At 58.5% G+C, this 14,064-nt stretch carries 13 protein-coding genes; 3 read left to right on the top strand and 10 right to left on the bottom strand.

From position 1 onward, the window contains the following. Positions 1-71 precede the first annotated feature (71 nt). Positions 72-1,184 carry an alanine dehydrogenase gene (gene ald, locus DA792_RS06255; protein WP_107719072.1) on the top strand — a complete coding sequence of 371 codons (1,113 nt, stop codon included), beginning with the start codon at positions 72-74 and terminating at the stop codon, positions 1,182-1,184. A gap of 69 nt (positions 1,185-1,253) precedes the next feature. Here ald and DA792_RS06250 read toward each other — a convergent pair whose 3' ends face one another. The 6 genes from DA792_RS06250 to DA792_RS06225 form a co-directional block, all read right to left on the bottom strand. Next, the gene (locus tag DA792_RS06250) at positions 1,254-1,922 is read right to left on the bottom strand and encodes a cysteine hydrolase family protein (RefSeq protein WP_107719069.1); all 669 of its coding nucleotides are present in this window, start codon (positions 1,920-1,922) and stop codon (positions 1,254-1,256) included. Positions 1,923-1,925: 3 nt separating this feature from the next. Then, positions 1,926-2,705, bottom strand: coding sequence for a 3-oxoacyl-ACP reductase FabG (gene fabG / locus DA792_RS06245; RefSeq protein ID WP_107719067.1), 780 nt, complete (start codon positions 2,703-2,705; stop codon positions 1,926-1,928). Between the two features lie 53 nt (positions 2,706-2,758). Further along, positions 2,759-3,559 (bottom strand): ABC transporter permease, encoded by an 801-nt coding sequence (locus tag DA792_RS06240; protein WP_107719065.1) that lies wholly within the window; start codon positions 3,557-3,559, stop codon positions 2,759-2,761. Continuing rightward, complete coding sequence (locus DA792_RS06235) at positions 3,556-4,413, bottom strand: ABC transporter permease (RefSeq protein ID WP_254679370.1); 858 nt, start codon at positions 4,411-4,413, stop codon at positions 3,556-3,558. Before DA792_RS06235 ends, DA792_RS06240 begins: the two co-directional genes overlap by 4 nt. Beyond that, positions 4,397-5,467 carry an ABC transporter ATP-binding protein gene (locus DA792_RS06230; RefSeq protein ID WP_107719060.1) on the bottom strand — a complete coding sequence of 357 codons (1,071 nt, stop codon included), beginning with the start codon at positions 5,465-5,467 and terminating at the stop codon, positions 4,397-4,399. The genes DA792_RS06235 and DA792_RS06230 overlap by 17 nt, the downstream gene beginning before the upstream one ends. A gap of 66 nt (positions 5,468-5,533) precedes the next feature. Further along, positions 5,534-6,667 (bottom strand): ABC transporter substrate-binding protein, encoded by a 1,134-nt coding sequence (locus DA792_RS06225; RefSeq protein ID WP_107722585.1) that lies wholly within the window; start codon positions 6,665-6,667, stop codon positions 5,534-5,536. A gap of 211 nt (positions 6,668-6,878) precedes the next feature. On the opposite strand from DA792_RS06225, the gene DA792_RS06220 reads away from it, so the two are divergent. Together DA792_RS06220 and DA792_RS06215 are read left to right on the top strand one after the other, a co-directional pair. Further along, positions 6,879-7,895 carry a phosphotransferase enzyme family protein gene (locus DA792_RS06220; RefSeq protein ID WP_254679369.1) on the top strand — a complete coding sequence of 339 codons (1,017 nt, stop codon included), beginning with the start codon at positions 6,879-6,881 and terminating at the stop codon, positions 7,893-7,895. After that, positions 7,892-9,217 (top strand): aspartate aminotransferase family protein, encoded by a 1,326-nt coding sequence (locus DA792_RS06215; RefSeq protein ID WP_107719058.1) that lies wholly within the window; start codon positions 7,892-7,894, stop codon positions 9,215-9,217. Before DA792_RS06220 ends, DA792_RS06215 begins: the two co-directional genes overlap by 4 nt. A 35-nt stretch (positions 9,218-9,252) precedes the next feature. On the opposite strand, the gene DA792_RS06210 is transcribed toward DA792_RS06215, so the two are convergent. The 4 genes from DA792_RS06210 to DA792_RS06195 all read right to left on the bottom strand — a co-directional run bounded on the left by DA792_RS06210 (position 9,253) and on the right by DA792_RS06195 (position 14,017). Next, the gene (locus DA792_RS06210) at positions 9,253-10,041 is read right to left on the bottom strand and encodes a DeoR/GlpR family DNA-binding transcription regulator (RefSeq protein WP_107719056.1); all 789 of its coding nucleotides are present in this window, start codon (positions 10,039-10,041) and stop codon (positions 9,253-9,255) included. Between the two features lie 156 nt (positions 10,042-10,197). Continuing rightward, positions 10,198-11,193 carry an ABC transporter ATP-binding protein gene (locus DA792_RS06205; protein WP_107719054.1) on the bottom strand — a complete coding sequence of 332 codons (996 nt, stop codon included), beginning with the start codon at positions 11,191-11,193 and terminating at the stop codon, positions 10,198-10,200. After that, on the bottom strand, positions 11,190-13,070 hold the full coding sequence (locus DA792_RS06200) for a dipeptide/oligopeptide/nickel ABC transporter permease/ATP-binding protein (protein ID WP_107722583.1): 1,881 nt from the start codon (positions 13,068-13,070) through the stop codon (positions 11,190-11,192). The genes DA792_RS06205 and DA792_RS06200 overlap by 4 nt, the downstream gene beginning before the upstream one ends. Next, positions 13,070-14,017, bottom strand: coding sequence for an ABC transporter permease (locus DA792_RS06195; protein WP_107719052.1), 948 nt, complete (start codon positions 14,015-14,017; stop codon positions 13,070-13,072). The genes DA792_RS06200 and DA792_RS06195 overlap by 1 nt, the downstream gene beginning before the upstream one ends. Positions 14,018-14,064: the final 47 nt, after the last annotated feature.

The raw sequence follows: 14,064 nt of genomic DNA, 5'->3' as shown, positions 1-14,064 counted from the left end.
TTCGGTACGATTTCTCCCTAAAATCGGGCGAAACTCTCGGCAACCACACCGCAATCCAACAGGAGACATTTATGCGCATCGGTTGTCCGAAAGAGATTAAACCTCAAGAATTCCGTGTCGGCCTCACCCCCGACGCTGCGGCCGAAGCCGTGGCGCATGGCCATACCGTTTTGATCGAAACCAGCGCGGGGGTTGGCGCAGGGTTCACCGATGATGATTATATCGCAGCAGGTGCAGAAATTGCCCCCGACGCCGTAACCGTGTTTGAGCGCGCCGACATGATTGTCAAAGTCAAAGAGCCGCAGCCGGTCGAATGCGCCATGCTGCGCGCGGGTCAAATTCTCTTCACCTATCTGCACCTCGCCCCCGATCCGGCGCAAACCAAGGCGCTTATGGCCTCCGGCGCAACCTGTATCGCCTATGAAACCGTGACCGACGCGCGCGGCGGCTTGCCGCTTTTGGCGCCGATGTCCGAAGTGGCGGGCCGTTTGGCACCGCAAGTTGGCGCATGGACCCTGCAAAAGGCCAATGGCGGTCGCGGCGTATTGATGGGCGGTGTGCCGGGCGTGGCCCCTGCGCGTGTGCTGGTCATCGGCGGCGGCGTTGTTGGCACCCATGCCGCACGGATTGCGGCGGGCATGGGGGCGGATGTCACCGTGTTGGACCGCTCCCTGCCCCGGTTGCGGCAGCTCGACGATCAATTCGGCGGCATGTTCAAAACCGGCTACGCCTCCAAAGCCGCCACTCTGGATCTGGCGCGCCAGGCCGATATGATCGTCGGCGCGGTCCTCATCCCCGGTGCCGCCGCCCCCAAACTGATCTCGCGTGATGAGTTGAAAGACCTCAAACCCGGTGCGGTTCTGGTCGATGTGGCAATTGACCAAGGCGGCTGTTTCGAAACCTCGCGTGCCACCACCCACCAAGATCCGATCTATGAAGTCGATGGCGTGATGCATTACTGCGTCGCCAATATGCCCGGTGCGGTCGCGCGCAGCTCGACGTTGGCGCTTGGCAACGCCACCATGCCCTTCATGTTGGCTCTGGCCGACAAGGGATGGAAAGAGGCCTGCCGCGCCGATCCGCATCTGTTGAACGGTCTCAATGTCCATGCCGGGCAATTGACCTATGCTGCGGTTGGGAACGCTTTGGGGATCGACACCGTCGATGCGGGCAGTTTGCTTTAGGCCCTCTGACTGATCCCTGACCAAAGAGCCCCGCCCATGACAAATGAGCGGGGCTTGCGTTCAGCGGCCTCAGACGATCAACGATTTTAGCTCATCAGCGGCCATCACCTGACAATAAATCATGTTGATGACCCGAAGCTCATGCTCATGCAACGCCCGCGTCGCCGCCGCACAGCAATCTTCCAAAACGATCACATCAAAGCTCTCATCGGCCAAACTGCGCACGGTGGAGGAGATGCATTGGTCGGTGAAAATCCCGGCGCAAATCACCCGCTTGATCCCCATATTATGCAGCACCATCCGCAGGTTCGTGCCGGTCAGCGCCGAATCCGTGGTCTTCGTCACCACAATCTCATCCGCCAGCGGTCCGACAGTTTCGATGATCTGACTGTCGGCGCGATCTTTCGGAAGAAGCAAATGGTTGAACCCCGGTTTCTTTTGGCTCAGCGATCTGTCCCGCCCGTCCTGTTTGAGACAGGCAATGCGGGCATGGATCACCTCAATCCCCTGCCCCCGCGCCCAGTCTTGCACCGCACGGGTGTTGGGAAGGACGATCTCCTGCATCCGGGTCAAAAACGGCTGCCACCGCGCCGCGTCTTCGGGCGCCTCTGGCACCTCAAGATAGGTGTTTTGAAGGTCAATCACCAACAGCGCCGTTTCCTGTGGTTCCAGAAGAAGATCCGCAGGCTCTTCGGCAGTCTCATAATAAAAGGAGCGCCATTCCGTTTTCCACCCCATCGCTCAAATCTCCGCAATCGCCTCAAGGCTTTCCGGCAGAATTTGCCCGCCATCCACGACGATCTGCTGTCCGGTGATATAACCCGCCTCATCAGAGGCGAAAAACAGCGCCGCGTTGCCAATGTCCTCGACCGAGCCCAACCGTTTCAACGGGATCGAGGCCGCCATCGTGGCGAGATACCCCTCTCCCAACCCCTCAAGCCCCTCGGTCACGATATTGCCGGGCATGACCGCATTGATCGTGGTGTTGTACCGCGCCAGTTCCATCGCGGCGGTTTTGATAAAGCCAAGTTGACCGGCCTTCGATGCGCCATAATGCGACCACCCCGGATAGCCGGTCACCGGCCCGGTGATCGAAGAGGTGACAATCACGCGACCCTGCCCGTTGGCCTCAAATTCGGGAATACAGGCTTTGACACAGAGGAAGGTCGATTTGAGATTGGTGGCCATGACCCCGTCCCAGTCCTCAGCACTCATATCGACCATCTTCTTTTGCGGGAAAATACCGGCATTGGCGCAGAGGATATCAACAGAGCCAAAGGCCGCTTTTGTCGCCGTGATCAGCCCCTCGACCTCGGCCCAATCAGCAACATCGCACAGATGATAGGCCGCTGTGCCACCTGCGGCTGTAATCTCGGCAACGGCGGCTTTGGCGGCCTCTTCTGTGCGGGCTGCGATCATCACTTTGGCCCCTTGGGCGGCAAACACCTTGGCAATGCCTTTGCCGATGCCTTTCGAACCGCCTGTGACGATGGTGGTTTTTCCTGCGATTGTGCTCAACATGGGAGGCTCCCTTATGGTCTTTATGGATGGTCTTTATGGATGTGTGATCTGTATCAGGAGGGCGCGCGCAGCCGTTTGAACGCCCAAGCCAAAAGCAAGCCCGCGCACACCAAAATGGCTGAGGTGGCGACAGTCAACATGCCGACTGTGGGCACAAGTGGCGAATAACCGGACACCATTTTCGCAAACAACCACTCGGGCAAGGTGCTGTCAGCGCCAGTTGAAAACAGCGACAGAGGGAAGTTGCCCCAGCTCAGCAAAAAGGCAAACAACCCCGCTGAGGTTACCCCCGGCATCAACAGAGGAATGGTGACTTCTTTCAGGGTTTGCCACTGTGTCGCCCCCATGTCGCGCGCGGCTTCCTCTAACGCGGCATCAAAAGAAAATGCCCGGATCGACACCACCAGCGTGGCGATGGGCGCGATCCAGACCAAATGCGCGATGATGGCGGTTTTCCATGACGGGATGATCCCGAGCGCGTTGAACCACATCAAAAGCGCCAGCCCAAGCACGGTCTGAGGAAAGAAAATCGGCAACAGGATGAGCTTTTGATAGGTCTTGCGATAGCGCCAATTGTAGCGGGCAAAGGCCAGTGCGCCAAAGAACCCGATGATCATAGAGGCCACAGTGACGATGCCCGCAACCTTCAGAGAAATCGTCAACAACGTGTGGACCGTGCCCGAGGTCACCGCCTCTTCATACCAGCCAAAGGCGTATTTTTTGATCGGAAAAGACAGGTAGCGCGCTTTCGACACGGACGCGAGGCCGACCGACACCAAAGGCAGGTACAAAAAGGCCAGGATCACACAGCCATAGGCCACAAGACATGCGGCAGACAGACGAGAGGTTTTCATGATTTTCGCCCCATCATTTTGTCCAAATCCGCTTTGGAAATCGCCCAAATGGCCACCGTGCCAATGATCGCGATCAACACCATCGCAAGGGCCGATCCCAGCGGCCAGTTTTGGCCATAGGTGAACGCGGTCTGAACCTCGTCTGCGATGGTGATGATGGCGCGTCCGCCCAAAAGTTTGGATTCCGCCATCGCCCCCGCCGCCAAAACAAAGGTCAAAAGCGCGCCGACCATGATCCCCGGCATCGCCAGCGGCAGATCAATTTCTTTGAGAATTTGCCACCGCGACGCTCCCAGATCATAGGCCGCCTGACGGGCATCATCGGGCACCATCGAAATGCCCTGCGCCAACGGAAACAACATGAAGGGCAAATAGACATAGACCAGTCCAAACACGATGACCGGACCATTATACAGCGGCGCATCAAAACCCGTGCCGGTCCAGTGCCGCCAATAGCCTTCGATCAACCCGCCCTTCATCAGTGTCAAAACCCAGCCAAACAGGCGGATGTTTTCCGACACGAACAGCGTCATCACCACGCCGATGGTCAAGACCAGTGAAAACCGTTTGAACACTTTCGCCATGCCAAAGGCCAGCGGCCAACACACCACCAACAAGATCAGCGTCGCCACGAAAGCCATGAAAAGCGACCACGCCACTGAGCGCCAATAGCCCTGCTCAACCACAACCCGGTAGGCGGAAAAATCTGGCATCTGGGTCAGGGTAAACACCTTTTCAGGCATGATCGAAAACGCCGCGACCAACAGAATGGGCGCAAGAAACGTCAGCCCGAGAAAAAGCGACAACGGTGCGGAATAGAGCAGCCCCAGTTTGCGTTCACGCCGCTGCATCATGGGCCTCCTCAATCAAATGCGCCGCCTTCAGATCGCAGCCCACGATCAAGCGCGCCCCAATCCCGCCCGACACCGCATTTTCGCGCAACACTTCGACGATCATCTCTTGGCCCGTGGCCAATTCCATCCGGTATTGCACCCGCGATCCAAGCAGATATTCGGCGACGATCACCCCTTCAAAGGACAAATCCGCCGTCTCCTGCGCACCCAATGTGCGAAGGCTTTCGGGTCGGATCGTCAACGTGCCCGTGGCCGCCCCAAGCGCGGTTTTGGCCCTTGGCGATATCGTCACCCCGGCGGCATCCCCCGCGCTCAGATCAAAGAAATTCACCTCGCCCATGAATTCAGCGACAAATTTGGACACCGGGCGGGCATAGATTTCTTCGGCAGGCGCGATCTGTTCAAACCGCCCGGCCTTCATGATCGCAATCCGGTCTGACATCACCATCGCCTCTTCAAGCGAATGGGTGATGTAAATAAAGGTCTTGCCGGTGCGGCGGTGCAGGTCCTTGAGTTCTTTCTCCAAGGTCTTGCGCAGGCGGTAATCGAGGGCGGAGAGGGGTTCGTCGAAAAACAGGATTTCGGGATCATAGGCCAGTGCCCGCGCCAAAGCGACGCGCTGTTTTTCCCCGCCCGAACATTGCTGAATCCGCTTGTCGTAATACTCCTGTGGCAACCGCAGAAGATCCAACAGCTCGAGCGCACGCGCCTTGCGGTCCGCGCGTGCCACGCCACGCAGCTTTAGTGGAAATTCGATATTTTGACCCACCGTGCGATGTGGAAACAGGGCCAGCGACTGAAACACCATACAGGTCGGGCGTTTGTTGGCGGGGATCACGTCGATCCGTGTGTCACGCAGCCATACCGCCCCATCCGAGGGCTCATCCATCCCCACTAAAATGCGGATCAGAGTGGTTTTGCCAGACCCGGAAGGTCCGACGATGGCCAGAAATTCACCATCTGAGACATTCAAATCAATGCCATGCAGCGCAGTGAACGTGTCAAAGGTCTTGGTCAGCGCGTTGATCCGCAGGATCGGGGAGGCTTGCGTCATCGTCTTCTTCTATCTCTGAAAAGGACGGCTGCGCCCAAAGGGGCCAAGCGCAGCCGTCGGGGGACATCATCCGCGGCGTGCGTTGGTGTAAATTTCCATCAACTTGTCGTAATCGGCCACGGAACTGTATTCGACCGACCGGGCGCTTTCCTCTTCGAGGCTGTCCCATTGGATCGCATCAAGCTCGTCCGTATCCCAAAGCGCAAACACCTCAGGATCGCCCATTTGCGCCACTGGATTATAGGTGCCTTCGGCAAAGCCAACGGCTTTGGCAATCTCAGGCTTTTGTACAAACTCAAGAAAATCGGAGGCCAAGGGGCTTGCGTCCGGGTTGTTGACCAAGGAGGTCAATTCGGCCCAAACCACACCCCCTTTGCCGTCAATCGGCCCGGATTTCGGCGTCACCGCCCGCACTTGGGTCATGCCATCGAGACGCGCCGGTGATGAGGTATAGGTGCCGCCAGTGAAATAGGCGTCGATCTCACCGTTGATCAAGGCGGTGTTCATCGCCACAAGATCATCCGTCATCAATTTCGCGCCGCCAAAAAGGGTCTTGGCAGTCGCTTCAAAAGTGGCAAACCCGGCCTCATCCAGCGGATTGAACGGGTTGAGATCCCCGGTCAGGCACATGTGAATTAGGTTCCAATTGTCATAGGTCAGGATGCCAAACCGCCCCGCCATGTCAGGCTCCAGGAACAGTTTCCAGCCCATATCTTCGGCCATTTCGCGACTGATTTTGTCGGTATTGACGACGAAAGAGAATGGACCGTAGCGTTGCGGCATCCCAATCAATTCCTCATCCTCACCAAAGGCCAGCGGGTACGGAGGGGTGCCATAGTCCGGCGTCATTTTCTCAAAATATGGCATGAAACGCTCTTTATCGAGCGGCTTGATCAGGCCAGCCGGGTAAAGTTCGCCGCGCGCCCATGGCTGATTGAGGTTGATCAGATCCCAAACCTTCACCTCCCCTGCGCGCAGCTTGTTGATCATGTCAGGATCAGAGGTGCCACTTTCGGCACGCACGGTTGCGCCCGGATGCAAATCGCGGAACGGGCCCAACACGTCATCGGTGTTGTAGCCTTCCCAACACAGGATATTAAGCTCGCTGCTGCGCTCGGCAAAAGCACGTGTGGGACGGATCAGACTGGCGGCTCCTGCGGCCCCAAGGCCTGCGGTGAAAGACCGGCGGGTAAGGTTCATGGTGTTCTCCATATCTGTCGGACATCCGGCCCAAACGAGCCGAGACATTTAGAGGTGGGCCGCGACACGCATAGGCCGCGGGACATCGAGGGAAAGACATTTACAGCGGCTTCTGATGAGCGCCTTATGGTCACGCTTCCAAAAATTTTCCGCAGTTGCAAGAGAAATGTTGCAAGTCACAGATTTTTTGATTTACTAATGACACTGTAGATTGGCGAATGAGGAAAATTTCACCGTGCTCTATCAAGACGACTTCATCGCGCGGCTCGAAAACGGGCTAAAATCCCTTCTTCCTCAATGGGAATTGAGTGATTCAACCGAATTGCGGCTTTTGACAGTCTCGGAGAACGCCACTTTCATTGCGCAGGACCCAGACCGGCAGTCATCTATAATTCTGCGAGTTCACAGACCAAACTACCATCAAGTCACAGAAATTGAGTCTGAATTGACCTGGATTTCTGCGTTGCGACAAGAAGGCGCTGTCGACACCCCGGCCCTCGTCCCGACACTTGACGGCACATATTTGACCTCATTCCAGGACGGTGAGGACACCCGATATGTGGTCGCATTTGATTTTATGGCCGGGCGCGAACCGGATGCAGATGCCTCTTTGATCGCCGGTTTTCGTCTTTTGGGCAACATCTCTGCCCGGCTGCACAGCCATGTCGAAACCTGGGTCAAACCGGCGGGGTTCACGCGCAAAACATGGGACTATGAAAGCGCCTTTGGGGCATCTCCACTTTGGGGCGATTGGCGCGACGCGATCGGGCTGAGTGAGGCGGGCGAAACCCTCATCACCCGTGCCCTCCATAAACTTAAAGACCGGCTTGACGCCTATGGCAAAAGCGGCAATCGGTTCGGCCTGATCCATGCCGATCTGCGGTTGGCCAATCTGCTCCAACGCGACGACGGCATTGGCGTCATCGACTTTGACGACTGCGGTTTTTCTTGGTTCATCTATGATTTTGCCGCCGCCATTTCCTTTCACGAACTCAACCCGATTGTACCGGATTTGAAAACCGCGTGGCTTGAGGGCTACGCCAGCGCGCGTGCCCTCTCTGAGGCTGACATCGCGATGATCCCCGACTTCATCATGTTCCGCCGCACGCTTTTGACCGCTTGGATTGCCAGCCACGCCGAAACAGAAACCGCGCGCGAGGCCGGACATGGCCGCTACACCCAAGGCACCATAGAGTTGGCCGCCCGCTATCTGGAGGATCAACTATGACGACCTCTCCTCCCCGCGACGGGGCGCGCCCCATCCTTGATATGAATGCGTTTGATCCCGCCACCACAGGCAGCGCGGCCGTGCAACGTCGGCTGTCCAATTTCGGGGCCGCTTCGGTGTTGTTTTACCGCCAACCGATTGAAATGGTCTCTGCCAAGGGCGCGTGGATGACCGCAAAGGACGGCACGCGCTATCTGGATTTTTACAACAACGTGCCCAGTGTCGGTCACAGCCACCCAAAGGTGGCACAGGCCGTGGCGGAGCAGATTCAAAAAATCAACATCCACACCCGCTACATCGTGCCCATCGTCGACACCTATATCGAGGCCCTCAAATCCCACCTGCCGGAGCCCCTGTCCAATATTGCCATGACTTGTTCGGGCAGTGAGGCCAATGACCTTGCCATCCGAGTGGCCCAAGCTGCAACCGGCGGCCAAGGCATCATCGTCACCGAAACCGCCTATCACGGCAACACCGGGCTTGTGACGGAGGTCTCGCCCTCTTCGCTCAAACGCGGCAGTTTGCCCCCGCATGTCATCGCCGTGCCCCCGCCCAGCCGACATCACTATGGCTCCGAGATTGCCAAGGGCTTTCGCACCAGCGTCGAGACTGCGCTTGCTGAATTCGCCCGCCGCGGCATCCGGCCTGCCGCCCTTTTGGTCGATTCAATCTTTTCGTCGGACGGTATTTTTGCCGATCCGCCCGGATTTCTGACCGACGCCGTGGCCACCATCCGCGCCGCCGGGGGGCTGTTCATTGCCGATGAGGTCCAGCCGGGGTTTGGCCGCACGGGCGAGGCCTTTTGGGGGTTCGAACGCCACGGCATCATTCCCGACCTGGTCACCATGGGCAAACCGATGGGCAATGGATTTCCGATGGCCGCACTGGCGGCACGCCCCGAGTATCTTGATCGGTTCTGCGCCGATGTTGGCTATTTCAACACCTTTGGCGGCAATCCCGTCGCCGCCGCCGCCGGTTTGGCCGTGTTGGAGGTGATCCGGGACGAGGCGCTACAGGCCAACGCCCGCACCATCGGCGCGCTGTTGCAAGACGGCCTGCGCGAGATCGCCGCTGTGGATGCGCGCGTCTCTGATGTGCGTGGCGCAGGGCTGTTCATCGGCATCGACCTGTCCGATGAGCACAGCGGGCGCCCGGATCCCGATCTGACAGTGCGGGTGATGGATGCCATGCGCCAACAAGCTGTGTTGATCGGCGCGGCGGGGCGTTATGGTGCCACCCTGAAAGTCCGCCCGCCCCTCTGCCTCAACGAGGCCGAAGCGGCACAATTCATCACCTGTTTCAAAACCGCGTTGTCGCGGTGATCCCCACGGGCCACACAGAGAGTGTCCCCCGAGGCTCAGCGTGGCGAGGCCTGTACAAATCGAACTTCGCTGCGCTCCAGCGCCCGCATCAACGGACCCTCGGGCCGACCGTCACTGACCAAAACGTCAATGTCGCTCCACTGTGCATAGCGGGCCGTGGCGATGCGGTCGAATTTACTATGATCAGCGACGACAAGGCTCTGCGTCGATTGGCGCAGCATGGTCGCATAGACATCGGCGGCCTCAATCAGGGCGTCACTCGGCCCATCCGGGGACAAGGCGGAGGCGCCGAGAATGGTCCAATCGGCGGTGTAATCTTGTAGGAACCGAACCGCCTGCGCACCATGCATCGCCCCCTCTCCGGCATGATAAAGGCCGGGCACCATAATGGTGCGAATGGTTGGGTTTTGTGCCAAGGCGGTGGCGACCGCAAAACTATGAGCGATCACCGTGACATTGCGCAGCTCGAAGGCCAGCCGTTTGGCCAAAATCGTTGTCGTCGCCCCCGACCCAATCATAAACGTGCGCCCCTCCGCGATCACAGGAAAGGCCTGACGCGCGATGGCTTCGCGTTCTCGTACCAGATGGCGTTCACGATGCGACAAAACCGGCTCGTTTTCCGCCTTCAACATCGCCCCGCCATAGGTCCGGCTGATCACGCCCTGTTCGGCCAATTCCTCAAGATCACGCCGGATCGTCTCCGTCGTCACCGCCAATTGCGCCGCAAGTGATTTGACCCGCATCGTGGGTTCGTCGGACAAAATCCGTAGAATGTCCTTTTGACGCTGGGCGCGCTTTGACAATCTGACAGCGCCTTCACGCATTGACGGCTCCTCTTCTTTGATCGGTCTCAAACGGCGTGTCCAAGGCCCAAAGACGCCCCATGCCAACGGCCTACAACAGGCCCGTGACATGTAGTGTCCGCTGTCGCCTTATGAAGTCAAGGCAGATGGAGCCGTTTCGCGCTCTGATACGGGCAACTACTCGGGCAACGGCGCAGGCATCGACACTGGCATCGACACTGGCAGGGGGTTGAAACAGGCAATGTCGCGATCGCCCCCCGTCGCCGTCAAAACCGGCCTTTCCACACGACACCGATCCGTTGCATAGGCACAACGGTCATGGAACGCACAGCCTGTGGGCGGAGACAACGGGTCGGGCAATTCGGTTTCGGCCTGTTCAGGCGCGGCAATGGGTCGCCCGACCACAGGTGCGCTTTGGGCCAAAAGCTGAGTGTAGGGATGGCGCGGGTTGGCAAAAATGTCGCGGGCCGCACCGATCTCGACCACCGCGCCAAAATACAACACCGCAACCCGGTCACTGACTGCCTCAACCACCGCCAAATCATGGCTGATGAACAGATAGGTGAGGCCAAACTCCTGTTTCAAATCGGCCAAAAGGTTCAACACCTGTGCCTGCACCGAAACATCGAGCGCAGAGACAGGTTCGTCCAAAATCAAAATGCGCGCCTGTGCGGCCAAGGCGCGGGCAATACCGATCCTCTGCGCCTGCCCGCCAGAAAACTCATGCGGATAGCGGTCAAGGAATTCTTCGCGCAGGTTCACCGCATCGAAAATCTCGCGAATGCGCACAGCGCGCGCGGCGGCGTCCATCCGGTGCAACTTTCGAAGCGGCACGTCCATGATTTGCCGGATGGTTTTGCGTGGATTGAGGCTACTGATCGGGTCTTGGAACACGTATTGAATGCGCTTGCCAAAGGCGGCTGCCGATGCAGTGTCCAAAGCCGCGCCTTCAATCTCGATATGGCCAGTGCTGGGGGGCAACAACCCAACCAACATCTTGGCCAAGGTCGATTTTCCACACCCCGACTCGCCCACAATGCCCAATGTCTCCCCCGTCTGCACCGTGATGTCGAGCGGCTGAACCGCATGGACCATCGCCTTTGGGCGGCCAAACAGGCGCTTGCCGACGGGAAAGGATTTCGACAGGTTCGTCAGGGTCAAAGCCGCAGTCATGACAGCGCCTCCTTCGGTTGGTCTGGGGCAATGCAGCGGGTTTTGCGGCCTGGACCGGTGGAGGCCAAGGCGATCTCTCCCGTTCGGCAGGCAGAGTGCGCCTTGTCACAGCGCTCGGCAAAAGCACAGCCCTCCGGCAGTCGATCCACCACCGGCGGCAGACCGGGGATCGCCGCCAATTTGCGCTGTCCCCCGCCCAATGTTGGCACACAGTCGATCAAACGGCTGGTGTAGGGATGTTGCGGCGCGCGCAGCACCGCCTCGGTTGGCCCCTCTTCGACAATCCGGCCCGCGTACATCACCGCCACCCGGTCGCACAATTGGCCAACCACGCCAAAATCATGGGTGATAAAGATGATCGCCAAGCCGCGTTCGCGGCGCAGATCGCTTAGAACCGAAAGAATTTGCGCCTGAACGGTCACATCCAACGCAGTGGTCGGTTCGTCCGCGATGATCACATCGGGATCATTGGCCAAGGCCATCGCGATCCCCACGCGCTGACGCATTCCACCTGACATTTCAAAGGGATAGCTGTCGATCCGGCTTTCGGCATTGGGAATACGTACCGATTTGAGCAAAGCAATGGCACGGGTATGGGCCGCTTGACGCGAGACCGGGTCATGGCTTTGGATCGCTTCGATCAACTGATCGCCGACCTTATAGAGCGGATGCAGGGTCGCCAAAGGGTCTTGGAAAATATAGGCGACACGGCGCCCACGCAGGCTGCGCAACACCTCATAAGGCGCGCCGATCAGATCCACCCCGTCAAAATGCACCGCACCGCCGGTGATCACACCGGGCGGCGAGGCGACAAGCCCCATAATACTGAGCGCGGTCACCGATTTGCCGGAACCGCTTTCCCCAATGATGCCAAGGCATTCGCCCTTGGCCACATGCAAATCAACGCCACCAACGGCCTGATACACCCGGCCCCGCACCCGAAATTCGGTGCGCAGCCCGGTGATGTCCAACAGGCTTTGGCTCTGCGCGGCTGGACCCGGACCGGTGCGATCCACCTTTGTCGCTGCCATCGGACGGCTCAATGCGCCGGATTTCAACCGCGGGTCCAACGCATCGCGGACCCCGTCACCCAACAGGTTGATCCCCATCACGATCAGCAAAATCATCACCCCCGGCACGATGGAAGTGTGCGGGTTGGTGATCAACGCCGAACGCGCCTCGCCCAACATCGACCCCAAATCCGCCTGTGGTGGTTGCGAACCAAGGCCCAAAAACGACAGGCCTGCCGTTTCCAAAATCATCCAACCAATCGTGGTCGACATGGCGATGACGATCACCGGCACCACATTGGGCAGAATTTCGGAAAAGATGATGTCGCGGTCGCGCATCCCGGCCAAACGTGCGGCGTCGATGAATTCTTTATGCGCGATCCCCACTGTGATGCCGCGTATATTGCGGGCAAAGAACGGCACGTTCACCACCGCCACCGCGATCAATGCATTGGTCAAACCGGGGCCAAGCGCGGCAACAATCGCCAGCGCCAAGAGGATATAGGGAAAGGCCATCAACATATCGACACCGCGCATGATCAGGTTGTCGATGCGCCCGCCATAATAGCCCGCAATGATGCCCACCGCCGATCCCAAAGCCGCCGCAATCACTGCGGCGGCAAAGCCCATCGCCAGACTGAGTTGGGTGCCCCAAAGCAAGCGGCTCAACAGATCGCGGCCCAAATGATCGGTGCCCAAGAGCGCGCCTGCGGTGAATGGATGTTTGAACCGATTGGCCGTGTCCGTCACATTCGGGTCGGCCAGCGGCAAAAGCGGCGTGATCACAGCCAACCCCACGACGGCGCAGATCACCACAAGCCCGACCAAGGCCAAGCGATTGCGGGCCAAAAGTTTGAGAAACGCCATCATGTCTTGATCCTCGGATCAAGCATCGCCTGCGCCACATCGACAAGGATATTGAACAGCACATAACAGGCGGCAATGAACACCACCCCGCCCTGCACCAGTAAAATATCGCGTTTGAGGATCGCATCCACCAACATCCGGCCAACGCCGGGCCATTGAAATACCATCTCGATATAGACCGCGCCGGACAGCACGAACCCGGCCTGAATGCCCAGCACCGGAATGATCGACACCATCGCCGCGCGTAGGGCATGCCGCCAAATCACGCCACGCTCGCGCACGCCTTTGGCGCGGGCCGTGCGGATGAAATCTTGGCGCAGGACTTCCAACATCGCCGAGCGTGACAGACGCGCAATCACCCCGGTCGCCACCACTGCCAGAGCAAAGGCAGGCATGGCCAAATGATTGAGCAACACCCAGAGAGTGCGGTCGCCGTAGATCGGCCACATGCCCGACACCGGGACCCATTTCAGCCGCACGGCAAAGATCAAAATCATCATCATGCCGAGGAAAAATGACGGGATGGAGATGCCCAAAAGAACGACAAAAGTGATCGCCTTATCGGCCAAACCATATTGGCGCGCCGCCGAAATCACCCCGGCAACGATGCCAAGGATCGAACACATCACAAAAGACGTTCCCGCCAACACAAGTGTGGCCCCGAACCGATCCGTCACCTCATCCAACACCGGGCGATTGAGGGCAAAGCTGCGGCCAAAATCGCCGTGCAACATATTGCTCAGCCAGATGAAATAGCGCGGCACCAGACCTTGATCGAGGCCCAGATCACGGTTCAATTTTGCAACATTGTCCGGCGTGGCATAGGATCCAAGGATCGCCGTCGCCGGATCGCCCGGGATCATCGCCATGATCAAAAAAACGATGATGCTGATGCCAAGCAACACCGGGATGGCCGAGATCAACCGCTTGAGGATATATCCAGTCATGTCCTAATCCCGTGATAAAAGACGGTCTGAAAAAGGAGCCCTGCCAG

The sequence above is a fragment of the Celeribacter baekdonensis genome, assembly GCF_003047105.1.
GTDB classification, from domain to species: Bacteria; Pseudomonadota; Alphaproteobacteria; order Rhodobacterales; family Rhodobacteraceae; genus Celeribacter; species Celeribacter baekdonensis_B.
Note: the sequence above shows the minus strand (reverse complement) of the source record. Positions and strands in the feature narration are given on the sequence as shown.

Excerpts from the sequence above, each read along its gene's own strand:
- ald (WP_107719072.1), top strand. The coding sequence starts at position 72 with ATGCGCATCGGTTGTCCGAAAGAGATTAAACCTCAAGAATTCCGTGTC.
- DA792_RS06250 (WP_107719069.1), bottom strand. The coding sequence starts at position 1,922 with ATGGGGTGGAAAACGGAATGGCGCTCCTTTTATTATGAGACTGCCGAA.
- fabG (WP_107719067.1), bottom strand. The coding sequence starts at position 2,705 with ATGTTGAGCACAATCGCAGGAAAAACCACCATCGTCACAGGCGGTTCG.
- DA792_RS06240 (WP_107719065.1), bottom strand. The coding sequence starts at position 3,559 with ATGAAAACCTCTCGTCTGTCTGCCGCATGTCTTGTGGCCTATGGCTGT.
- DA792_RS06235 (WP_254679370.1), bottom strand. The coding sequence starts at position 4,413 with ATGATGCAGCGGCGTGAACGCAAACTGGGGCTGCTCTATTCCGCACCG.
- DA792_RS06230 (WP_107719060.1), bottom strand. The coding sequence starts at position 5,467 with ATGACGCAAGCCTCCCCGATCCTGCGGATCAACGCGCTGACCAAGACC.
- DA792_RS06225 (WP_107722585.1), bottom strand. The coding sequence starts at position 6,667 with ATGAACCTTACCCGCCGGTCTTTCACCGCAGGCCTTGGGGCCGCAGGA.
- DA792_RS06215 (WP_107719058.1), top strand. The coding sequence starts at position 7,892 with ATGACGACCTCTCCTCCCCGCGACGGGGCGCGCCCCATCCTTGATATG.
- DA792_RS06210 (WP_107719056.1), bottom strand. The coding sequence starts at position 10,041 with ATGCGTGAAGGCGCTGTCAGATTGTCAAAGCGCGCCCAGCGTCAAAAG.
- DA792_RS06205 (WP_107719054.1), bottom strand. The coding sequence starts at position 11,193 with ATGACTGCGGCTTTGACCCTGACGAACCTGTCGAAATCCTTTCCCGTC.
- DA792_RS06200 (WP_107722583.1), bottom strand. The coding sequence starts at position 13,070 with ATGGCGTTTCTCAAACTTTTGGCCCGCAATCGCTTGGCCTTGGTCGGG.
- DA792_RS06195 (WP_107719052.1), bottom strand. The coding sequence starts at position 14,017 with ATGACTGGATATATCCTCAAGCGGTTGATCTCGGCCATCCCGGTGTTG.